This is a genomic window from Limisphaera ngatamarikiensis (genome assembly GCF_011044775.1).
Lineage (GTDB): Bacteria > Verrucomicrobiota > Verrucomicrobiia > Limisphaerales > Limisphaeraceae > Limisphaera > Limisphaera ngatamarikiensis.
This window is the reverse complement of record NZ_JAAKYA010000064.1, coordinates 1-22,412: the sequence shown is the minus strand read 5'-3', so window position 1 is coordinate 22,412 and position 22,412 is coordinate 1. Positions and strand designations below refer to the sequence as shown.

16 protein-coding genes are annotated in these 22,412 nt (G+C 66.7%); 9 read left to right on the top strand and 7 right to left on the bottom strand.

The annotated features are described in order from the left end of the window. Positions 1-74 precede the first annotated feature (74 nt). From G4L39_RS09575 to gatB, 3 genes are read left to right on the top strand one after another with little or no spacing between them, the layout of a single operon-like run. A complete protein-coding gene (locus G4L39_RS09575) occupies positions 75-587 on the top strand; it encodes a DUF192 domain-containing protein (protein WP_165107794.1) in 513 nt (170 codons plus the stop codon). Between the two features lie 22 nt (positions 588-609). Further along, a complete protein-coding gene (locus G4L39_RS09570; protein WP_165107792.1) occupies positions 610-2,322 on the top strand; it encodes an NAD+ synthase in 1,713 nt (570 codons plus the stop codon). Between the two features lie 9 nt (positions 2,323-2,331). Further along, complete coding sequence (gene gatB, locus G4L39_RS09565) at positions 2,332-3,813, top strand: Asp-tRNA(Asn)/Glu-tRNA(Gln) amidotransferase subunit GatB (RefSeq protein ID WP_165107790.1); 1,482 nt, start codon at positions 2,332-2,334, stop codon at positions 3,811-3,813. An 87-nt stretch (positions 3,814-3,900) separates the two neighbouring features. Here the strand turns inward: gatB and G4L39_RS09560 are convergent, their stop codons facing one another. From G4L39_RS09560 to G4L39_RS09540, 5 genes are all read right to left on the bottom strand, one after another. Then, on the bottom strand, positions 3,901-4,881 hold the full coding sequence (locus tag G4L39_RS09560; protein ID WP_165107788.1) for an NAD(P)H-dependent glycerol-3-phosphate dehydrogenase: 981 nt from the start codon (positions 4,879-4,881) through the stop codon (positions 3,901-3,903). Beyond that, the gene (plsY, locus tag G4L39_RS09555) at positions 4,878-5,516 is read right to left on the bottom strand and encodes a glycerol-3-phosphate 1-O-acyltransferase PlsY (RefSeq protein ID WP_165107786.1); all 639 of its coding nucleotides are present in this window, start codon (positions 5,514-5,516) and stop codon (positions 4,878-4,880) included. Before plsY ends, G4L39_RS09560 begins: the two co-directional genes overlap by 4 nt. A gap of 141 nt (positions 5,517-5,657) precedes the next feature. Continuing rightward, on the bottom strand, positions 5,658-7,061 hold the full coding sequence (locus tag G4L39_RS09550) for a CNNM domain-containing protein (protein ID WP_165107784.1): 1,404 nt from the start codon (positions 7,059-7,061) through the stop codon (positions 5,658-5,660). Further along, on the bottom strand, positions 7,058-8,038 hold the full coding sequence (locus tag G4L39_RS09545; protein ID WP_165107782.1) for a CNNM domain-containing protein: 981 nt from the start codon (positions 8,036-8,038) through the stop codon (positions 7,058-7,060). Before G4L39_RS09545 ends, G4L39_RS09550 begins: the two co-directional genes overlap by 4 nt. A gap of 43 nt (positions 8,039-8,081) precedes the next feature. Then, complete coding sequence (locus G4L39_RS09540) at positions 8,082-9,314, bottom strand: hemolysin family protein (protein ID WP_343203328.1); 1,233 nt, start codon at positions 9,312-9,314, stop codon at positions 8,082-8,084. Between the two features lie 247 nt (positions 9,315-9,561). Here G4L39_RS09540 and G4L39_RS09535 point away from each other — a divergent pair, with 247 nt between their 5' ends. From G4L39_RS09535 to G4L39_RS09520, 4 genes are all read left to right on the top strand, one after another. Continuing rightward, complete coding sequence (locus G4L39_RS09535) at positions 9,562-10,875, top strand: MlaD family protein (RefSeq protein WP_165107774.1); 1,314 nt, start codon at positions 9,562-9,564, stop codon at positions 10,873-10,875. A 263-nt stretch (positions 10,876-11,138) separates the two neighbouring features. Continuing rightward, on the top strand, positions 11,139-14,774 hold the full coding sequence (locus G4L39_RS09530; RefSeq protein ID WP_165107773.1) for a sensor histidine kinase: 3,636 nt from the start codon (positions 11,139-11,141) through the stop codon (positions 14,772-14,774). Between the two features lie 2 nt (positions 14,775-14,776). Then, entirely contained in the window at positions 14,777-15,409 is a 633-nt protein-coding gene (locus G4L39_RS09525; RefSeq protein WP_165107772.1) for a response regulator transcription factor, read from the top strand. Beyond that, the gene (locus tag G4L39_RS09520) at positions 15,363-16,703 is read left to right on the top strand and encodes a glycoside hydrolase family 71/99 protein (RefSeq protein WP_165107771.1); all 1,341 of its coding nucleotides are present in this window, start codon (positions 15,363-15,365) and stop codon (positions 16,701-16,703) included. Before G4L39_RS09525 ends, G4L39_RS09520 begins: the two co-directional genes overlap by 47 nt. A 69-nt stretch (positions 16,704-16,772) precedes the next feature. On the opposite strand, the gene G4L39_RS09515 is transcribed toward G4L39_RS09520, so the two are convergent. After that, positions 16,773-17,678: a manganese catalase family protein gene (locus tag G4L39_RS09515; protein ID WP_165107770.1), complete on the bottom strand. Its 906-nt coding sequence runs from the start codon at positions 17,676-17,678 to the stop codon at positions 16,773-16,775. A 151-nt stretch (positions 17,679-17,829) separates the two neighbouring features. Here G4L39_RS09515 and G4L39_RS09510 point away from each other — a divergent pair, with 151 nt between their 5' ends. Further along, positions 17,830-18,753 carry a LysR family transcriptional regulator gene (locus G4L39_RS09510; RefSeq protein ID WP_165107768.1) on the top strand — a complete coding sequence of 308 codons (924 nt, stop codon included), beginning with the start codon at positions 17,830-17,832 and terminating at the stop codon, positions 18,751-18,753. An 81-nt stretch (positions 18,754-18,834) separates the two neighbouring features. Here the strand turns inward: G4L39_RS09510 and G4L39_RS15440 are convergent, their stop codons facing one another. After that, a complete protein-coding gene (locus G4L39_RS15440; RefSeq protein WP_165107767.1) occupies positions 18,835-19,791 on the bottom strand; it encodes a phosphodiester glycosidase family protein in 957 nt (318 codons plus the stop codon). Positions 19,792-19,950: 159 nt separating this feature from the next. Between G4L39_RS15440 and G4L39_RS09500 the strand changes: the two genes are divergently transcribed. Beyond that, positions 19,951-21,603, top strand: a complete 1,653-nt coding sequence (locus G4L39_RS09500) for a hypothetical protein (RefSeq protein WP_165107766.1) — start codon at positions 19,951-19,953, stop codon at positions 21,601-21,603. The last annotated feature ends 809 nt before the right edge of the window (positions 21,604-22,412 follow it).

Here is a 22,412-nt window from a genome sequence, read left to right as displayed (position 1 = left end):
GGAAGCCCGATTGAATTGGCGCTTCGGTTGGTCCATGCTGCAGTCACGTGAGGCTGACATTGTGGGGATGGTGCATGGCTTTGATGGGACTGGCTCCGTGGTGGGCAGGCTGCGGGCGGCAGGCCGCGCCGCCTGCACCGGCGACCCCGCCGGTGGACCCCGAATACGGGCATCTGTTGCATGCGCAGCCGCCCCTGCCCACGGTCCGGCTCTGGCTGGGTGCCGAGGAAATTGTGGCCGAGGTGGCGCGACGGCCGGTGGAAATCGCCACCGGCATGATGTTCCGCGAGGAGTTGCCCGAGGGCCGCGGCATGTTGTTTGTCTTTCCCGGACCGGGCCGGCGGAGTTTCTGGATGCGCAACTGTCGGGTGCCGCTCTCGGCCGCCTACATGGATCCGCGGGGCGTGATCCTGGAGATCGTGGACCTCAACCCCATGGACGAAACCCCCGTGCCTTCCGAGTCGGACCAGATCCAGTTTGTGCTCGAGGTGCCGCGCAACTGGTTTGCCCGGCACGGCATCGGGCCCGGCACCCTCGTCCGCACCGAACGCGGCAGTCTCCAGGAAACCTTCTTCGGCCGCCGCTGAGCCCTTTCGCCTCCACACCGGCATGAAACTGGTTTTGGCCCAACTCAATCCGACCATCGGAGATTTCCACGGCAACGTGCGGCGGTTGCTGGCCGTTTACGAGGAAGCCGTGGCGTGGGGCGCCGACCTCGTGGTGGCGCCGGAACTTTATCTCACCGGTTACCCGCCCCGCGATCTGCTGCACGACCGTGGATTTCTGGCCGCCAACCGGGCAGCCCTCAGCCGGCTGGCAGCGGCCACGAACCGTACCGCGCTGGTGGTGGGGTTCGTGGACGAAAGCGCATCCCGACCCGGACGCGGCCTCGCCAACGCCGCCGCGCTGCTCCAACACGGCCGCGTGGTGGCCGTCCGCCACAAAACCCTCCTCCCCACCTACGACGTCTTCGACGAGGACCGGTACTTCGACCCCGCCCCGGACAACCCGCCGGTCCCCTTCCTCGGAAAACAGATCGGACTCACCATCTGCGAGGACATCTGGAATGACGAGGATTTCTGGCCGGAACGGCGGTACCGCGCCAATCCACCCGCGGCCCTGGCCGCGGCAGGGGCGCAATTCCTCATCAACATCTCCGCCTCCCCCTGGTGGCTGGGCAAAACCCGCACCCGCTTCGCCATGTTGCGGTCGCTGGCCCGCAAGCTCCGGCTGCCCGTCATCTTCTGCAACCAGGTCGGCGGCAACGACGAGTTGATCTTCGACGGTCACAGCCTGGTGTTCGACCCCGAGGGCCACCTGATCGCCGAGGGCCGTCTTTTTGCCGAGGACGTCCTTCGAGTGGACCTCGATCGCCCGGAACCCCGGTCTTTCACTGAACCGGCCGAAGAATCCATGGTCTGGGATGCCCTGGTCCTGGGCACCCGCGATTACTTTCGAAAGTGCGGCTTTCAAAAGGCGGTCCTGGGATTGAGCGGCGGGATCGATTCCGCCCTGACCGCCTGCATCGCCGCAGCCGCCCTGGGTCCGGAGAATGTCCACGGGGTTTCCCTACCCTCGCGGTATTCCTCGCCCGGCAGCCTGGCGGACGCCCGGGAACTGGCCGTGCGGCTCGGCATTCGTTACGACGTACTGCCCATCGAGCCCGTCTTCGAGACCTGCAGGCAACAGTTGGCCCCCTTGTTTCGCAACCTCCCCGAAGACGTCACGGAGGAAAACCTCCAGGCTCGCATCCGCGGCCTGCTGCTCATGGCCCTGTCCAACAAGTTCGGTTCCCTCCTCCTGACCACCGGCAACAAGAGCGAACTGGCCGTGGGTTATTGCACGCTTTACGGCGACATGAACGGCGGCCTGGCGGTGATCAGCGACGTTCCCAAAACCATGGTCTACCGCCTCGCACGGTGGGTGAACCGGGAACGCGAGATCATCCCCGCCGCATGTCTCACCAAACCGCCCTCGGCAGAATTGCGCCCCAACCAAACCGATCAGGACACCCTGCCACCCTACGAGGTCCTCGACGCCATCCTCGAGGCTGCCGTGGTGCAGGGCAGGACGTTCGAGGAAATCGTGCGTGACGGCCACGACGCCGACACCGTCCGGCGCGTGTTGCACATGATCCATCGCAGCGAATACAAACGGCGCCAGGCACCGCCCGGCCTCAAGGTAACCACCAAGGCCTTCGGCATCGGACGGCGCATGCCCGTGGCCCACCGTTACGATCCCCTGACCGTGACCGCCGCGCCCGAATCCGCCGGTGCCCCGGCTCACCCCGACCCGACCGGAATCGACCGTTCTTCACACTGAATCCCGACCATGAAATACGAAGCCGTCATCGGATTGGAAACCCACGTGCAGCTCAAGACCCGCACCAAAATGTGGTGCGCCTGTCCCAACCAGTTCGGCGCGCCGCCCAACACCCTGGTCTGCCCCGTTTGTCTGGGCCTGCCGGGCACGTTGCCCGTCCCCAATGAGGAAGCCATCCGGCTCACACTCCTGACCGGCATGCTGCTGCACTGTGAACTGCCGCCCCTGGCCCGGTTCGACCGCAAAAGCTATTTCTACCCGGACATGCCCAAAAACTACCAAATCACCCAGTACGATCTCCCGTCCACCCGCAACGGCTACGTGGAGTTCGAGTTCGAAGGAAAGGTCCATCGGGTCCGCATCGCACGCGCCCACCTGGAAGAGGACGTCGGCAAAAGCTTTCACTTCGAGCACCACAGCGGGGTGGACTTCAACCGGGCCGGCGTCCCGCTGCTGGAGATCGTCTCCGAGCCGGACCTGCGCAGCGCGGACATGGCCTGGGCCTACCTCACTGCGCTGAAAGAAATCCTCGTGCAGGGCGGCATCAGCGATTGCGACATGGAAAAGGGCATGGTGCGATGCGACGTCAACGTGAGCGTTCGTCCCCGGGGCAGCGACCGTCTCGGCGCCAAAATCGAAATCAAAAACATGAACAGTTTCTCCGGCGTGCGCCGCGCCCTGGAATACGAAATCGCCCGTCAAATCGCCGTGTTGAAGGCCGGCGGCACGCTGGTGCAATCCACCCGTCGCTGGGACGAGTTGACCGGAACCACCGAGGAGATGCGGACCAAGGAAGAGGCCCACGACTACCGGTACTTCCCCGATCCCGACCTTCTGCCCATCGTCCCGCAACCCGACTGGCTCGAGGCCCTTCGCGCCCGATGCATCGAGCGCCCCCTCGAACGCAAACACCGGCTGATGCAACAATACGGTCTGCCCGCCCAGGACGCCGAAGTCTTCAAGTCCGATCCCGCATTGGCCGCCTACTTCGAGACCCTCGCCCCGCGCGTGCGCAATCCCAAGCTCCTGGCCAACTGGATCCTCAACAACCTGCGCGCCAAACTGGCCGAGTGGCACGCCGAACAAACCGCAGCCCTCCGAACCGAAAACCCGGATGCGCCACCACCGCCGCCTCCCGGGCCCGAATCCCTTCGGTTCCCACCCGAAGCCCTGATCGAACTGATCCAGCTGGTGGAAAACCAGACCCTCAGCAGCACCGCCGCTCAGCAGGTGTTCGCCGAAATGTTTGCCACCGGCAGGCGACCCGCAGACATCGTCCGGGAAAAGGGCCTCGCCCAGGTCAGCGACGCAGCCCAATTGGAACAACTCTGCGACCAGGTGCTCGCCGCCCATCCGGGTCCGGCCGAGGACTACCGCAGGGGCAAAACCGCCGCGCTCAACTTCCTCAAAGGTCAGGTCATGAAGCTGAGCCGCGGCAAGGCCAATCCCGTCCTCGTGGGCGAAATCCTCGAACGCAAATTGCGGTCCTGAACCGGTCGGACACTGCACGCGCCCCGCAGGGCACTTGTTTCCGCCCCCGCCAAACACGCCGACCCTGCGGCACCGCCTCTGCCGGCCTCAGTCCTCCGGCTTGGATTCTCGCGACAACAGATCCTGCACCGTCTGACGTACGTCCTTGCCCTCGTAGAGCATGGCGTACACCTGGTCGATGATCGGCGTCTCCACCTCCAATCGGCGCGCCAGCGCATGGGCCGACCGGGCCGTGGGATAACCCTCCGCCACCGCCGTCATGGTGGCCAGAATCTGGTCCACCGATTCACCCCGGCCCAACCGCTCGCCAAATTGCCGGTTCCGGCTCAGCTTGGAAAAGCACGTCACCATGAGGTCGCCAATCCCGCTCAGGCCGGAAAACGTCTCCGCCCGCGCCCCACAAGCCACGCCCAACCGACGCATCTCCGCAATTGCCCGCGTCACCAGCGCGGCCTTGGAATTGTCGCCAAACCCCAGGCCGTCGCACACGCCGGCCCCAATGGCAAACACGTTCTTGAGCGCGCCGCCGAGCTCCACCCCCAACAGGTCACTGCTGCTGTACACACGGAAGGTGGGACCATGAAACAGCATCTGCACCTGCCGGGTCGCCTCCGCATCCTTCCCCGCCGCCACCACCGCCGTCGGCACCCCCCGCGCCACTTCCAGGGCCAGCGACGGCCCGGACAACGCCACCACCCGCGCCCGCGGCGCCGTCTCCCGCAACACGCCCGACATGGTCAGCCCCGTCTCATATTCAATGCCCTTGGTCACCGTCACCACCACCCCGGTAAACCTCTCCAGACACTGCGTCACGGTTCGGAACGCCCGCGACACACTCGCCACCACCACCAGTTCCGCCCCATCCACGGCCCGCCCCGCATCCGGTTCCAACCGCAACCCCGTCGGAAGCTCAATCCCGGGCAGGTACCGTTCGTTCTGACCCGTCCGCGCGATGGCCTCCAGCGTCGCCGGAAAATAATCCCACAACGTCACGTCATGCCCCCGGCAGGCCAACATCCGTGCCAGGGCCGTCCCCCAGGCGCCCGCACCCAACACCGTGATCCTCATGCGCGTTTCCCCCATTCCACCCTGGGTTCCGTCCCCTGCCAGAGTCGCCGCAGGTTCTGATGATGCCGCGCAATGGCGATCAGTCCCAATGCAGTGGTGACCCACGCCAGCAGCCCGCTCCGCTCCGTCAACCAGACCGCCGCCGGCAACAACACCGCCGCCGTCACCGACGCCAGCGACACGTAACGGAACCACACCAACATCAACACCCATCCCACCAGGGCCACCGCCAGCGCCAGGGGCGCCAGCGCCAGAAACACACCGGCACTCGTTGCGATGCCCTTCCCGCCGCGAAAACCCAGCCAGCACGTGTACGTGTGCCCCAGCACGGCCCCGAACCCGGCCAACACCCGCGCCGCACCGGGGTCAAACCCGCCTGCGCCCCAGCGGTCCATCACGGCAGCCACGGCCGCACATGCCACCGTGCAGGCCAGGTAACCCTTCAACACGTCCACCACCAACACCACCAGCCCGGGCCCACGCCCCAACACCCGGAACGCATTCGTCGCCCCGATGTTGCCGCTGCCGTACCGGCGCAGGTCCACACCCCGCGCCCGGGCCACCAGATACCCGGTCGGGATCGAACCCAGCAGATAACCCGCACAAAGGCAGGTCAGAAGACCCAACCATGACATGCGCCGCAGTCTAAAAACCGGTCAGCCCGGGTAAAGCGGGATCTGCCCCCGCCGCAGCAAAAAGCCCGCTCGCCAGCAACCTCCACCGCGCGGGCTCACCCGCCGGACCCGCGTTGAAACCGCGCCGTTGCGCGCTCCGGGTCAGCGCCGTCGGCGCCCGCGGCTGCCGGACCGTTCCCCCCTCCGTTCGCCCGACCCCGGCACCGGTGTCACCGACGTGTCGCTCGAAGGTGCCGGCCCCGTCCGTTCGATGCGGAACCGGGTAACCCGGCCACCCTCCGTCTCCAACACCTGCAACCGCCAATTCCCCCGGACCACAACATCGCCCACCTTGGGGAAACCACCCAGCTGATGCGTGATCCAACCACTCGCGGTCGCAAGCCCGGGCACCTGGAGCGGTTCGCCCAGCAACTCGCCCAATTCATGCAGGGGCAGTGTCCCCGCCGCCTCCCACACACCCTCACCCACGGGAGTGAGCACCGGCTTTTCCTGATCGAACTCGTCCTGGATCGGCCCCACCAGCTCTTCCAACACGTTCTCCAGCGTCACCAGGCCCACCGTCGTCCCATACTCATCCACCACAATGGCCATGTGCAACCGCCGTTCCAAAAACAGCCGCAGCAGCCGCTCCAGACTCCCCACCTCCGGCACGTACAACAGCGGATGCGCCACCGGCAACAGCTCCGCCGCCGTCCGCACCTTCAACCGCATCGCGTACAAATCCTTGATGTGAACCACGCCCAGCGTCCGATCCAAATCCCCCTCCTCGCAGATGGGAAAACGGGAATACCGCGACTGCTCCGCCACCTCCAGACAGGCGCTGATGCCGGCCGTGGTGTCCAACGCCACAATCTCATGCCGCGGCCGCATCACCTCCCGCACCACCCGATGCCGCAGATCCAGCGCGTTCTGGACCAGCTCCCGGCTGAACCGTGACGCCCCCAGTTGCAGCTGCGAACTGGCCAGCACCAGCCGCAGTTCCTCCTCCGAACGAATGCCCTCCCCCTCCACCGCAGGCTCGATCCCCACACACCGCAACAACCACAACGCACTCTCGTTCAGCAACCAGATGAACGGGTACATCACCAGGTAAAACACGTGCATCGGGTAGGCCACCCACAAACTCACCGGCAACGCCTTCCGGATCGCCAGCGATTTCGGCGCCATCTCCCCCACCACGATGTGCAGAAACGTGATCACGCTGAACCCCACGCCAAACGCCAACGACTCCCGCACCGCGGCACTCTCCACCGACAACAACCGAAACACCGGCTGCAACAGGAATGCAAACACCGGCTCCCCGATCCATCCCAACCCCAGGCTGGCCAGCGTGATGCCCAGTTGACAGGCACTCAAATACGCGTCCAGATGCCGCACCAGGTGCAGCGCCATGCGCGCCCGGCGCACCCGCAACGGCGCCAACTGCGTCTGGCGCACCTTCACCAGTGCAAACTCCGTGGCCACAAAAAAGCCGTTCAGCAGCACCAGCCCCGCCACGGCCAGCAACTTCAACACCACCGCTGTCCAACCCCAGACCTCGTTCACAGGCGCAAATCTCCGAAAATCAGTTTCAAAATGTCCTCCCGATGCAGCGTGCCCAGCGGCTCCCCCTGCGCGCCCTGCACCACCGCCAGCGGCCGGCCCGACCCCTGCATCCGCCGCAACAACACCTCCAACCGATCATTCTCATCCGCCAGCAGCGCCGGCTCCCACCATGCCTCCAGCGGCTGACCCGGATCCGGCTCCCCCGCAAACAGGACCCGATCCACCGACACCATCCCCACCACCTCCGGTACGGCCCCCACCGCGCGCACAATCACGTGACTCCATCCGCGTTCCCGAGCCCGCTGCAAAAGCTCGCCCACCGTGGCGGTCGCGGCGATCCATGGAGACTCATCCCAACCGCGCGTCAACGTGCGCGCCGAAAGCGCCGACAACCCCAGCACCTGCATGATCATGCGCCGTTCCGCCGAGGTCAGCGCCCGGGCCGAGTCCATCATCAGGGTGTGCATCTCCTCGCGGTTGCCAAACAGCCGACCTGTAAAGGCCCGGCCGCCCGTCCACCTCAGCAAGGCCCGCGACACACCCTCCAACACTCCCACCACCGGTCGCAATCCCACATACACCACCCGGAACAACGGCGCACACGCCAGACACAGCCGGTTCGGCCGGCTCCGAAACCACATCTTCGGCAGCAGATCGAAAAACGCGTAAAACAGGTACATCCCGACCCCGTACAGGATGACCAACCCCCACGTCCATCCGCCGGTCCACCGGTACGCCTGTACAAACATCCATCCCAGCACCACCACGTTCGCCAGCGCGTTGCCCACCACCACCGTCCACAAAAAACTCTCCGGCCGCTCCAGATGCTCCAACAGCAACCGCGCCGCCCGCCGACCCTGCCGCGCCTGCACACGGATCCGCACCCGGTTCACCGCAAACAGGCCCGCCTCCATCCCCGACAGCAGGAACGACAGCCCCAGCACCGGTACCAACCACCACGCACCCATCTCCATCATCCACGCCACCTCCTCGCCATGACCGTCTCAAGACCCGCCGCCTTCATCGCTTCAACTGCTCCACCAGCACCTGCCGGATCCGACGTTCATCCACCTCAATCGCCGTCAGCCGCAAACCACGAAACTCCACCGATTCCCCCCGCGCCGGCACCACCCCGAGCAAACTCAACATCAGTCCGGCCACCGTCTCCACCTCCTCCACCCCTGCCAGCGCCGGACATTCCCGCTCGAAATCCTCCAGGCGCACCGCCCCGTCCACGCGCCAGCGCCCCTGCCCGAGCCGTTCCCAACGCATCCGACGCACGGAAGGTCGCGCCCGTCCCCCCACCACCTCCGTCAAAATGTCCTCCAGTGTCACCAAACCGGCCAGCACACCGAACTCGTCCAGCACGATCGCCATCCCGCGCCGCTGCCGCTGCAGACTTTGCAACAGCTGCAACAGGTTCATCGACTCCGGCACAAAGGCCGGCACCTCGATCACCTCCGCCAGATCCCCGTGCGGGTCCAACAAAAACGTCCGCACGTTCAGGATCCCCACGATCGTGTCCGCCTCCTCGTCGTACAACGGCAGACGCCGATACCGCAGGCGCCGCGCCTCCCGCACCATCTCCTCCACCGGCAGATCATCCCGCAACCAGCTCATTTGTGCCCGCGGCACCATCACATCCCGCACCGTCCGTCGGTCCAGCCCGATGATCTGCAACAGCAAATCCCGCTGGCCCCGCACCAGGCTCCCCTGCTGGTACGCCAGCTCCACCAGCTCGCGGTACTCCTCATCCGACAAACCCGCCGTCGCCGGATTCGGCACGGCACCCCACCAGCGCAACAGTCGGCCGTGGACCGCCTGCGCCAAACCATGCAGCGGCCGGAATACCCGATGAACCCAGACCAGGGGCCGAATCACCCGCAACGACCACACCCCCGCCTTGCGCACCGCCAGCGTCTTGGGCAACACCTCGCAACCCACCAGCGTCACCAGCAACACCCCCGCCACCGTCCCCGCCCAGGGCCACCGCCCCGTCAACGCCATCCACAAACCCGCCCCCAACAACACCCCGTTGGCCAACGTGTTGCCCAGCACCATCGTCGCAAGAACCGACTCGGGCTGCCGCAAACATTCCCCCAGCAACCGGCCCCGGACCGGATCCGACTCCGCCAGCCGACGCGCCTGCCACTGGCTCAGCGAAAACACCGCCGTCTCCGCCAGTGCAAAGAAAAAACTCCCCGCGGCCCCCACCGTGGCCAGCAACAGGCACCCTATCGCTGCGTCGTCCACGCGCCCAGTATGCCCGAAAACCAACCCGCATCCCAAGCCGGATCCCCTCCCCAACCGATGGCCCGCGCCGCCACCGCTCCATCCCGCACGCCGCAGACCCATCCCCTTCCGACCGGGAACCGCCACGGCTCGGCACCACTACCAACCCCGGATCATTGACGATCCGCTCCGAATCTGAAATCGTCCCCAACAAACACAAACGGGCGCCGGAATCGGTCCGCCCGCGCCGCGACACGCAGCTTTCATCATGCCGCTGCAGGATTTGACACCGGAATTGCGCACGCGACTCAACCGGCTCGAGCGGCTGGCCGGCTGGTTCGTGCTGATTGCACTGGCCCTGCTGCTGATCGGATTTGCCTACTACGTCTACCACACCGCCCAGCGCAAGGGCTGGTTCGTCGTCAAAGCCCGCTATTTCACCCTGCTGGACCGCGCCACGGGCCTGCGCGTGGGTGACCCGGTCAAACTCATGGGCTTCGAAGTCGGCCGCATCACCCGCGTCGAAGCCCAGCCCCCCGACGACTTCTATTACAACGTGTACGTCGAGTTCGAGGTGCGCGCCCCCTACTACGGCTACCTTTGGACCACCGGCTCGCGCGTCCGTGTCACACCGGCCGATCTCTGGGGCAAACGGGAGATCGAAGTCACCAAGGGCAGCGGCGGCACACCCACCTACATCTTTCACCCCCTCCGAGACGTGACCCTCGCAGAGGCCGCTCAGCTGCCCGAACCCGACCGCTGGCAACTGGCCGAGGACATCTACGACCCGCACCAGCCGCAGATCCTCATCCCCGCCCTAACCCCGCTCACACCGGACACGCTCACCCGCCTCCGTGACCTCGGCCGGGAACGCATCCGATTGCTCGACACCCGCGAAACGCGCCGCTGGATGACCGGCATCTGGAATGATCGCGAAGGCCGTTACGACCCCTACACCCCCCGCTCCACGCCCTACTGGCTCCGGGCCGACGAAACACCCGCCCTCACCGAGCGCCTCGACCAGCTCGTCAAGGAGGTCGAACAAGCCCTGCCCGGCATCCTCACCCTCACCAACGACGTTCGACAAACCCTCCAACACCTGGCCGGGCTCACGCGCGAACTCGAATCCCGGGCCGCCGAACTGCAGCAGCCCCTCAGCAACCTCACCCAGGTCACCGCCCAGCTCCAGGGTCAGGGCGCGCTCGGCGCCTGGTTGCTCGACCCCACCAGCCGCACCAACCTCAATGCCCTCCTGGCCGGTGCACCCGCCGCACTCGACCAAACCACCCGGCTGCTCGACCGCGCCGATCAATCCCTCCAGCAAATCACCGCCGAACTGGTCGAAACCCTCAACCACCTCGCCGGCATCACCGGCAACCTCCGCCAACAGGTCGAGGCCAATACCAATCTCGTCAGCTCCATTACCCGCACCATCGTGGACCTCGACGATTTCGTCCAGGGCCTCAAACGTCACTGGCTGCTGCGGTCGGCCTTCCGAACCCGCGGTGAACCCAATCCGGCCCACACGACGCCCGCCCCCCGAGCACCCCTGCGGGCCCCCAATGACCCGCGCCAGCCCTGAACCCGCCCACCATGCGCCCCGCCGCGTTGTCCATCCCGCCAACGCACCCCAACCCACCGCCGCCAAACCACACCGGCCGCCCCCTGAACCTCCCCCGCTCACCCTCGGCCCCATGCCCGTCACCACCACGGCACGAGGCCCACGTTCCAAACGCCTCACGCACACAGCCCGCATCCCGGCAACCCTGTCAGGGAGCGAGACCAATCCGCATACCCGCACCGCCCCAGCCCGCCCGCACAGCCCGCCGGCTCGCCATCGCATGCTTGTGGCTCGCCCTGTCCTGGCCCGCAAGCGTCCCCGGCACAGTCCTGTGGAGCCTGTCCGGGCCCATCCTGGCACGGCCCGGTCAGCCGGAAACCGTGCTCGTCGCCGGCGGATTGGCCCGCGACGACAATGCCTCCGACACCCTTTACCTCCGGTTCACGGTCACACCCCTCGACGACGCACCCAACCCGGAGGATGAACTCGGACTGCAACTCCACCACGGCCAGAACCTTCGCCTCGGCGTGGGCAAGGCCCGCGGCGCCGTCGGCTACAGCGTTTACCTCGCCCCCGGACCGGCCCGCCCGGAAGCCGTTCCGCGGCCGTTCCGCGACCTGAACTCGGCCCGGCCGGAACCTGAACCCCGCCCCGCCGGAATCCCTTTCGAGATGCCACGCCGCGGTCAGCCCCGAACCCTCGTGCTCAAAATCCAGTTCGTTCCCGGCGGCGACGACCTCCTGACTGTCTGGCTTAATCCCGACCTCGGCCCCGGCGCCAACGAGGTTCATCAGCCCGAAACCCTCCGCACCGAATTCTACGCCGACGCCTCCTTCGACCGCATCCTCCTGGCCGCATACGGCACCACCACGGGCTGGTGGTTCAGTGAACTGGCCATCGCAACCACGTTCGCCGATTTTGTCGAACCCAGCAGCGTGGCCGTGAAGCCCTCACCATCCCCGCCGCTGCACGCACCCGCATTTGACATCCAGTCCTGGCCACTCCCCAAAACCGATCCCACCCGGGCGTCTCGCTCCCTGGCCATCACGCCCGAGGGCTACCTCTGGATCGCCGGCCCCGATGGCCTGCTCCGTTTCGACAAACATCAGTTCCACTCCGTCCCGGTCCCCGCCGCCACTTCCACCCCACTCCGCCAACTCGCAGCGGACCGCACAGGGTCACTCTGGACCGTCACCGACCGGGGCGACATTCTCCAGTTGAACCATCACGGCTGGACAACCCATCACCTCCCGGAAGCGCCACCCGGCTCAGCCCCGCTGCTGACCGCCGATGGACAAGGCCAACTCTGGCTCGCATGCTCCAACCGGCTTTGGCAATGGGACGGACGTCAATGGACCCAGTTCACCTCCCCCGCCACCACCAACACCAGTGCCATCTCCGCCGTCGTCACAGACCCTCAGGGCCGGGTGTGGATCCTCCACCGGGATCGGCAAATTGAGCAGTACACCAACAACCGCACCCGGCTCCATCTGCTGCCCGGGCCGGACCTCCCACCGGATGCGACCGTCACCGCATGGATCATCCGCCCTGATCAGACCCACTGGCTGGCCACGCCCGAACAACTCTGGCGAGGCACCGCCCGCAACGAAAACCTCTCCTGGGAACTCGCCGCATCCATCGGCCCCGGCGAACGAATCCTGGCCGTCGTCCCAATGCCCGATCAACCTCCCATGGCGATCCTCAACACCGGTGAATGGCTCCTACCCGCCACTCCTTCCAACCCACCCGCACGATTGCGCATCCTGCCCAACCTGGACGGCGTGACTCACCTCCTCGTCGATACCGACGGCACACTGTGGGCCATCCAGCCGGACACCCTTCTGCAATTCCGCCCCCGCTGGCGACAGACTTGTCCACCGGCCGACCCGTCGCCCGCACCTGTCACCGGCGTGGTTGAGGTTGCCCCGGGCACTTTCTGGATTGCCCAACCGGGCGTGGGTCTCCTGCGCTGGACCCGGGAACGCCCCGCCCGCCTCAACGTCGCCGGCATGCCACCGCGCGACCCTCTCCTCTCCCTCCTCGCCGTTACACGGGACGGCAGTTGCTGGCTCGGCACCAGCGCGGGATTGCTCCGTTTCAAAGACCCTCTCGCCGTCGCCGACGAATGCCAGAACCTCGGCTTCACCAGTCAGGTGGTCCGTGCCCTGACAGAAACCGGAGACGACACCCTTTGGATCGGCACCGCCGAGGGCGAACTCTGGCGCCTGACCCGCGGACACTGGCAGCAGGTCACGGGGCCGTGGCACCCCGCCCCAATCACCACCCTCTGCCCCCACAATGAACAATTGTGGATCGGCACTGCCGGCCGCGGCCTGTTCCGACTGGACCTGCAAAACCCGTCGCTCTCCGTGGCTGAAACGGCCCTGCCCGCAACCCACGTCTTTGCACTGTACCCCGCACAAGGACCCGGGCTATGGGCCGCCACCGACAAGGGACTCTGGTGCCGTGACAACAGCCGATGGACCCGCCTTTATCCCGGACCGGGCCAGGCACCTCAACCCGTCTGGGCCGTGGTGCAGGACAACCAGGGCCGACTCTGGTGGGCCGGCGCCGAAGGTCTCGCCTGCATCCCGAGCCCCGCCCCCGATACCGGCCTCCACACCAACGGCCCCTGGCGGATCTGGCCATGGCACGACCCCCAACCCACTCCCAACCCGGCCACCGCTCGGCCGGTCCTACTGGAGCGGGATTCCGAGGGGCGCCTCTGGCTGGCCCGCGGAAACCATTTGGAAATCCTCCACCCCGATTTTGCACCGGTCCAATCCCGACCCTTGCGCGTCATCATCCACACCGTGCGCGTGAACGATCGCCCCATCACCCGACCGCCGGGCCCCCTACCTGTCGAGCCCGACGCTCAACCCGCCACCGCAACACCCCTGGACCTCGGCGCCGGAGCCCGATCCGTGGACCTCGAGTTTGCCATCCTCAACACCGAAACGGACGACCTCCGCATCTCCTACAGACTCGAGGGATTGGAGGACGAATGGCACACGGCCGGACCCGCCCGGCGCGTCACTTACGGGCACTTGCGCCCCGGCCAATACCAGTTCCGGATCCGGGCCCGTGAAGCTTCCGGCCCGGCCCGCACCGCGGAAACCGTTCTGCCCCTGCGCGTGCGACCCCGGCTCTGGCAGCAACCCTGGTTCACCCCTACCGTCATCCTCGCCACCCTCCTGGCCGGCGGGGCATTCGCCCAAACCCGCGAACGACGTCGCGCACGCCGCCGCCTCGAAACCCTCCAACGCGAACACGCCCTCGAACGCGAACGCGCCCGCATCGCCCGCGACCTCCACGACGAAATGGGCGGCAAACTCTGCCGGATTTCCTTCCTCACCGAGCACCTCCGCCGCCAGCCCCGCGGCACCGAACCCGATCGCCACCTCCTGACCGACATCGGCGAAACCGCGCGCGAACTGCTGCGCGCCCTGGACGAAATCGTCTGGGCCGTCAACCCCGCCAACGACACGCTCGAGCACCTCGCCGCCTACCTCTCCCAACACGCCCAGGATTTCTTTCAGGGCACATCCATCGAATGCCGCGTGGACCTGCCGGAGACGCTTCCGGGCATTCCCTTGCCCGGCCACATCCGGCATCATCTTTTCCTGGCGGTGCACGAGGCGTTCACCAACGCACTCAAACACAGCGGCGCCAGCCGCGTCGAACTCCGCCTCGAATGCACCCCGGAAACCATGACCTGGATCGTGCGCGACAACGGACACGGGTTTGAACCCGCCCCGGCCGGCCCCGGCCGGACCGGTTGCGGGCTGCAAAACCTCCACACCCGCATGGCCGAACTCGGCGGCAGCTGCACCGTCTCCTCCCACCCGGGCCAGGGCACCGAGATCCGCCTGCGCCTGCCACTGCCCGATGTCCACTCCACCTCCAACCACACCTCATGACCATGCAACCTCCGATCCGCGTAGCCATTGTGGACGACGACCGCGCCCTCTGCGCGGCCATGGCCGCCTTCCTCGATGCCACACCGGGATTCCAATGCGTCGGCATCCACTTCACCGCCGAGTCCGCCCTTCAGGGCATCCCCGCCCGGCCACCCGACGTCGTACTCATGGACATCAACATGCCCGGCCGTGACGGCATCGCCTGCGTCCGCGAGCTCAAGGCCCACCTCCCCGACACCCAGATCGTCATGCTCACCGTCTACGAGGACACGGACAAGATCTTCGCCGCCCTCTCCGCCGGTGCCACGGGTTACCTCCTCAAACGTCTCAGCCCGGAAAAACTGCTCGAAGCCATCCGCGAGGTCCACGAGGGCGGTTCGCCCATGTCCAGCTCCATCGCCCGCAAGGTCGTCGCCTCCTTCCGCCGGGGCGGCCCGCCGCCGCGCCCGCCCCTGCCGCTCTCACCCCGCGAACAGGCCGTGCTCGAAGCCCTCGCCCGCGGCCTCACCTACAAGCAAATCGCCGACCAGCTCCAGATCAGCGTCGACACCATCCGCACCTACATCCGCCGCATCTACGAAAAGCTCCATGTCCAATCCCGCACCGAAGCCGTCGCCAAATACCTGCGGTCCTGAGCACGCCCACCGCACCGGGCACCGCCGCCGCACCGCTGCCAGCCTCGCCCTGGCCACACTCTTGGCCTGGCCGGGACAGCCCGCCCCGCTCCACGCCAAAACCATCCTCGCCTACTACCTCGTATGGTACGCCGCCCCGCCCCACAGCACCGAATGGGGCTGGCATTGGACCATGGACCGATTCCAACCCGACCGCATCAACGCCCTCGGGGAACGCGAGATCGCCTCCTGGTACCAACCGTGGATCGGCCCCTACGACTCCGGCGACACCGTTGCACTCGAGTACCATGCCCTCCTGATGCGCATCGCCGGCGTGGACGCCGTCGTCATCAACTGGTTCGGCCCGGAAAATGTTTTTGATTACGCCCGTATCGACCAAAATCTGCGCCGCTTCCTGCCCCTGCTGGAACAAGCCGGACTCCAATGGGCCCTCTGTTTCGAAGACCGTTCCCTGCAGGCACCCGAACCTGCCAACCTCCGGTCGGACCCAGACCCCATTCCACGGGCCATTTCCATCCTTCGCCACGCCGCCCGCGTATACTTCAACCACCCGAACTACCTGCGCTGGCAGGGCCGGCCCGTGCTGCTGAATTTCGGTCCGCAGGTGCTCCGCAACCCCGGTCAGTGGCAGCAGGTACTCAACAGCCTCGACCCTCCGCCGGCCCTCTTCACCATCAACACACCCGCTCCCGGCGCCGTCGGCGCCTTCGCCTGGCCGCCCATGTGGCTCAGCCAGGCCCCGGGCACCGACGGCGTGCTCTCCGAAACCGCCCTGCACCGCTACCTCACCGACTTCGAACAGTCCGCCCGAACCTGGCCCGCCGCCATCAGCACCGCCTTCCCCCGCTTCCACGACATCCATCCCAGGGCCGGTGTCCGGGGCTACTGGGGGTACCTCGGCGACCGCGCCGGAGCCACCTTCCGTCAAACCCTGCAACGCGCCCTGACCAACGCAACCCCCATGGCCATGATCGCCACATGGAACGACTTCGGCGAAGGCACCCAGATCGAGCCCAGCGGCGAATTTGGCCTGCGCGATCTCCTGACCCTGCAGGAACTCCGCCGGACCCACGTGGACCCGGCCTTCGCCGGCACCCCGCAAGCTCTGGAACTGGTCCGGCGCCTTTACCTCCACCGGCGCTGCTCCGGCACAAACTCCGCCCGACAGGCCGAACTCGACGCTGCCGCCCGCGCCCTCGGCTCCTTCCAGTTCAGGGAGGCCGCGGCCCTCCTGCCACCCCTCGAGCCGACCGTAACCCGGGGGCCCAACCGTCCCGACCTCGACACGAAATAAAAGAGCCGCGCACGCGCCGTCCGGCACGCCCGCGGCTCCTTCCATCCGAGCCCCGCCGGGGCCACGCCCTTAACGCGCCCGGGCCGTCAGTTTCTGCGCAATCTCGTAGATCTCGGCCGGATTGTACTCGGGGGCAAATTCCGCCGAGATCTCGGACAGCTCCGGCAACGGCCCGCCCGGAGGCGGCCCGTCCACCACCTCCAGCTCGCCGTCCCCGGCCGGGGAGGGGCCATTCCAGATCTTCGCCATCTCGCGATAATCCTCCGGACTGAACCGGTACAACTTCCGGTGCACCCCCATCTGCTCAAACTTCCTCGCCTCGGGGAACACCGAGTTCTCAATCTTGGGAATCGGCAGCATCTTCTTCACATCCACGCCGGTGAGCGTCTCCAGCGCCTTTGCATACGCCAGCGCGTGCACGCCGCCGCGCACGAACAGGTAACCCAGCATCTCCCGCGCGGCCGGGTTGCGTGTCATCTCATACACGCGCAGCTTTTGCGTCCGCGCGCCGCATTCGAGGAAGAAGTTGTGCAGCAGGTCCAGAATCAGGTTCCCGCTGGCAAACACATAATCCCCCCGCCACGGTTGCCCCATGGAGTTGCCCACCAGCGTCGTCTGCGCCGTGGCGATGAAATGATGCGTGTTCCGTACATCCCGGGCCGATTCCAGGGGCGCAGCCACCGGATCCACCGGCTGCGTCTCCGAGGTCCGCGGCCCGTTCAACAACATGTTCACCGAAGCCGAGACCAGCTCAATATGGCCCAGCTCCTCCGTGGCAATGTTCGCAATCAGCTCATAGTAGGGCCGCAGCTTTTCCCGACCGCGAAAGTTGAACGATTGGTACATGTAGTTCATCAGGGTGGACATTTCGCCGAAACGTCCCCCCAACAACTCCTGAACCGCAGCCGCGGCGTTCGGATCGGCCTCTTTGGGTTTGGGCAGTTCAATCTGCAGCTTGTCAATGCGCAGGAACATACCGCAATCCTCCGTCACCTGGGTTTGTTCAGCCCCGGTCCGGCCGGCACCGGAACCCTCATGTTCCGGCGCCCCGAAACCGCCTTCACCGTTGCCCGCGCATTGCCCCCGCGCCAACAGGAGTTTACGATGGCTGCCATAGGCACAACCTATGGAACTGCAGCAGCTCCGGTACTTCGTCGCCGTGGTGGAGGCGGGCGGCTTTTCCCGCGCCGCCGCCCGGCTCCACGTCACCCAGCCCTCTCTCAGCCAGCAAATCGCCAAACTCGAACAGGAACTCGGCCAACCCCTGCTCGACCGCCTGCCGCGGGGCGTCGTCCCCACCGAGGCCGGCCGCCGATTCTACGAACGGGCCCGACGCGTGCTGGCCGAACTGGCCGACGCAACCCGCTGCGTGGCCGATTGTCGCCAGGCCCTGGAAGGGCGGCTGATCATCGGCGCCATCCCCACCATTGCACCCGGTCTGTTGCCCGGCCTGATCGCCCATTTCATCCGCCAGCATCCCCGCGTCGAAATCGAAGTGGTCGAAGAGGTCACCGAACGACTGCTCCAGCGCCTGGACGAAGGCCTGATTGACCTGGCCCTCGTCTCCACCGTGGACATCCACACCGCCATCCACACCGAAACCCTCGGACTGGAACCGCTGGGCGTGCTCGTCCCGGCCGGACACCCGTTCGCCCGCCGACGCCAACTGCGTTGGCAGGACCTCGAAGGCCAAAAGGCGCTTGTCCTGAGCGAACTCCACTGCCTCGGCCGCCAGGTCAACGAATTCTGCAAGGCCCGCGACGTTCGCTGGCAGGTCTGGTTCCATGCCGCCCACCTTGGCACCATCCTCGAAATGGTCGCCCAGGGCATCGGCATCTCCCTCGTGCCGATCTCCTTCCAACCCATCGCCGACACCCGCGGGTGCCGTTGGATCCCCCTGCAGGAACCGGTCCCGCGCCGGGAAATCAACCTCCTCCTCCACAACCTCCGTTACCGCACCCGCGCCACCCTCACCTTCGCCGACCTTGCACGCCAAACCGTGCACCACGCCGGCTGGACAGCCGGCAACCCGCACCAGCCCACCCCCTGACACCAGCGCCGCATCCAACTCACCCCAACCCCTCTCTCGGGCCCCCAGTCCATCACGCCCGCCGGTCCCCCATCTGCATGTTCAGTTCCGGACCCGCAAACCCATCAGCACCGGCAACGGCCGCGGAGATCCTTCCGAAGGCCGATTCACCACCTCCAAACGGCCACCCACACCCCGCACCAGCAGGACACTGCTGCCCCCGCCGTCCAGGTTCACCGCCTCCCAACAACCCCGGCGGCGCATCCACCCCGCCAACTCGCGCAACGTCATCCCCTCGCTGTACCCCGGCCGCCGCCCATCCACCACCACCCACCACAATCGCCGCCCCGTCGCATCCAAACCCACCGCCGTCCGCGGATGCCGGGTCCGACCCTCCACCGGCACCTCTTGGCCCGCCATCACCAGCGCACCAAAACCCGACGCCGCCCACCGCACCGGCCGACCCTCATCCACCTGACCCAACCGCACCCGACCCGCCGGTTCCTGCCACACACTCCAATGCCTGCGCTCGGGACGGCTCACCTCCCGCCGGCCGTCGTGCGCCCAACCCAAAATGTCCACCCGCATCCCCTCACGCCATCGCGCCGGAGCTTCTCTCCCCGACGGGCCATCCAACCACGCAAACGCATTGGCGTTCACAGCCACGACCAAACCCGCCCGCGCCGCCAGTTCCATGGGCGACATCAATTGGGCCTCCGCACCGCCCGGCCCGTCCGGATCCGGCGCAACCGCCACCGCCAGTTCCCACCCGCCCTGCTCCAGCTCCACCACCAACTCGTGCACCCGCACCGGCCGCGGCTTCTCCAACACCTCCAACCGGTAGGTGACCCCCGCCGGCAACCGCACTTCCGCGGCCCTCTCCGCCCCGGCGCCACCCCATAAGCCGAACACCCAAATCAACGCGACCCAAACCCACCCCAAAACCCGTGCCCGACCGCGCCCAAACAACCCCGCACCGCCCCGGCGGTCCCCACCGCGCGGACCCGGCGCCCACACCTCGCTGCATCTCTGGCTGACCCGTGCTCGGTCCACACTCATCACCGCCAACAAACATTCATCGCCCCGCGCGCGCCAGACCAAACCTCAAACCCCGCATCCCACCCCGGCCGGGCAATACCACCGCCCCACTCGCCCCTCCACAAGCGCACCCCCGGGCCGGACTCGCCCTCGTCCGCCCGAGCGAATACCCTGCCACGCATGAAACGTTCACACGAGCCTCAGCCCCGGCCGGTCAACCAACACCTCGCGAGTCTCTCCACCACGATGCGCCCGCTTCAAGCCGCGGCCCTGGCCCTCCTACTGGCCGTCCCCTCCAGGGCACCCGCGGAAACCCCTCCCGAGCCGCCGCCCGACCCCCGGCTCTCCCGGCTCGGCATCAACCTCAGCGGCATCGCTGACTGGGGCACCGAACACCCGTTCTCTGACGCCTTCAAAACAGCCCGACCATGGATCAGCCAGCGAGCCGGAGCGCCGTGGGGCCAGGGCCCCAAACTCGATCTCGACGCGTCCGGCTGGGTCCGGCGCCTGGAACCTGAGGCTTGGGCTGAAACCCTGCTTTTTACCGCCGGCCACGCACCAGCCGGCACCTACCTCTGCCTTTACGAGGGTGAAGGCGAACTCGAAATCCGCGGCAGCGGCCGGGTCATCAGTAGCGCCCCGGGTCGCATCGAATTCCAACTCGACCCCGACCGGGGTCCGCTCTTCCTCCAAATCCGCAAAACCCATGTGGACCGGCCCATCCGCAACATCCGGGTCTTCATGCCCGGGACCGGCCCCGACGCCCCCACCGCCCCATTTCACCCCCGTTTCCTCCAGCGCTGGCGCGGGTTCAACACCATCCGGTTCATGGACTGGATGGAAACCAACAATTCCCGCCAGCGTTCCTGGGCCGACCGGCCCACCCTGTCGCACGCCACCTGGAGCGAACGCGGTGTGCCCGTCGAAGTGATGGTCGACCTCTGCAATCGCCTCGGCGCCAACCCCTGGTTCTGCATGCCGCATCAGGCCGACGACGAGTACGTCCGCCAGTTCGCACGCCTTGTCCGCGACCGTCTCCGCAGCGACCTGGTCGTCTATGTCGAATACTCCAACGAGGTCTGGAACTCCATCTTCGCCCAGCACCGGTACGCCGCCGCCGAAGGACGGCGCCTTGGCTTTTCCGACAAGGACTGGGAGGCCGCCTGGCGCTTCACCGCTTGGCGATCCCGCCAGATCCACCAAATTTGGGAGGAGGTCTTTGGCAAGCGCAGTCGCATCGTCCGCGTCATCGCCTCGCAGGCCGCAAACCCCCATGTGACCGAACAAATCCTGACCTTCCGCGACAGCGCCCGCCACTTCGACGCACTGGCCATCGCCCCCTACTTCTCCCTCAACGTCGCGCCGCAGCGTTCCGGATCCACGCCACCGGCCGACGAGGTTGCCCAATGGTCGTTGGACCAGCTGTTCGATCATCTGCGCCGCCACTCCATCCCGGAGGCCGTCCAACACATGCGCGCCCAACGCGACCTGGCCCAACGTCACGGGCTACGTCTCATCGCCTACGAGGCCGGTCAACACCTCGTCGGAGTTCAGGGAGCCGAGAATCACGACACACTGACCCAACTCCTCACGGCCGCCAACCGTCACCCTGCCATGGGACGCCTGTATGAAACCTACCTGGACGCCTGGCTTGAAGTTGCCGGAGGCGACCTCTGCTGCCTGTTCGCCTCCTGCGGAGCCTACTCCAAATGGGGTAGCTGGGGCCTGCTGGAGGGCGCCAGCCAGGATCATTCCCCCAAATTCGACGCGGTGGTGAACTGGAACCAAACCCATCTCCGCCCGGCCCCTGCAGCGCCCAACCCGGCCCCGTAAACTCCACACCGCCCACACCGCGCCCGGCCCGCCCCCGGCACAACCCGGCCCGAGCGGAACCGGTCGGAAAGCCCTGCCGCACCCGAAGATCCACCGACCACGGTGCCACCAAATAGCGGAAGCCCGATCCGAAGAGTCCCTCCGGGCGAGTTGACAAATGCATCGCCAGTTCGAAGATACCTCGTTAACGCACCGGGGATCAGCACTGCAACAACTCAGCGTCAGGGCTTCGCAGCAACTTCGCAGAACGACTCCGCGCATCCAAGGCTCGCTCCGGCAGCACAAGTGCAAGTGGGAGAACCCGTTCCGGAGTCAAAGTGGACCCGGCATGGACTGCTGAAACAACGCCACCACGGCTCCCGGTCGAACCGCCTTGCCAACCCTGTCGGCCCGGGGAGGTGTAAACTCCAACCGTCAGGTCAGCCAGGCATGCAAAACGCGTTAAGCGGGACGCCTGAATCCTTAGCCAGCCGTTGGGGCGGGGTGCAAAGGGTGTTTTCGAATCGGAGGAGTCTCTAAACGAGACCTGGGAGGGCTCTGGGGCCCATCGGGGAGGGGTCGTCCGGGCGCCGGAAGGGCCGCAGGGCCGTGCCAGGGTGGTCTTTTTCCCAGATGCGGGCATGCTCCGCCCTGGCCGCCAGGGGCGGGCGGTCGGCGCGCGCGCGGGGTTCGGGCCGTGGCTCCAGTTTAGCCGGAGGGCACCGCCGCTTCCGCCGCCACGGCCCGCCACCAGCGCACTTGCCACTGGTGCCACCAGTCCAGCCAGCTGACCGCCACTTCCACCCGCGCCACCAGCCGCCGCGCATGCC

Bases quoted from the DNA above. Each gene is read 5' to 3' on its own strand.
- G4L39_RS09575 (WP_165107794.1), top strand. From the start codon at position 75: ATGGCTTTGATGGGACTGGCTCCGTGGTGGGCAGGCTGCGGGCGGCAG.
- G4L39_RS09570 (WP_165107792.1), top strand. From the start codon at position 610: ATGAAACTGGTTTTGGCCCAACTCAATCCGACCATCGGAGATTTCCAC.
- gatB (WP_165107790.1), top strand. From the start codon at position 2,332: ATGAAATACGAAGCCGTCATCGGATTGGAAACCCACGTGCAGCTCAAG.
- G4L39_RS09560 (WP_165107788.1), bottom strand. From the start codon at position 4,881: ATGAGGATCACGGTGTTGGGTGCGGGCGCCTGGGGGACGGCCCTGGCA.
- plsY (WP_165107786.1), bottom strand. From the start codon at position 5,516: ATGTCATGGTTGGGTCTTCTGACCTGCCTTTGTGCGGGTTATCTGCTG.
- G4L39_RS09545 (WP_165107782.1), bottom strand. From the start codon at position 8,038: ATGATGGAGATGGGTGCGTGGTGGTTGGTACCGGTGCTGGGGCTGTCG.
- G4L39_RS09535 (WP_165107774.1), top strand. From the start codon at position 9,562: ATGCCGCTGCAGGATTTGACACCGGAATTGCGCACGCGACTCAACCGG.
- G4L39_RS09525 (WP_165107772.1), top strand. From the start codon at position 14,777: ATGCAACCTCCGATCCGCGTAGCCATTGTGGACGACGACCGCGCCCTC.
- G4L39_RS09520 (WP_165107771.1), top strand. From the start codon at position 15,363: ATGTCCAATCCCGCACCGAAGCCGTCGCCAAATACCTGCGGTCCTGAG.
- G4L39_RS09515 (WP_165107770.1), bottom strand. From the start codon at position 17,678: ATGTTCCTGCGCATTGACAAGCTGCAGATTGAACTGCCCAAACCCAAA.
- G4L39_RS09510 (WP_165107768.1), top strand. From the start codon at position 17,830: ATGGAACTGCAGCAGCTCCGGTACTTCGTCGCCGTGGTGGAGGCGGGC.
- G4L39_RS15440 (WP_165107767.1), bottom strand. From the start codon at position 19,791: ATGAGTGTGGACCGAGCACGGGTCAGCCAGAGATGCAGCGAGGTGTGG.
- G4L39_RS09500 (WP_165107766.1), top strand. From the start codon at position 19,951: ATGAAACGTTCACACGAGCCTCAGCCCCGGCCGGTCAACCAACACCTC.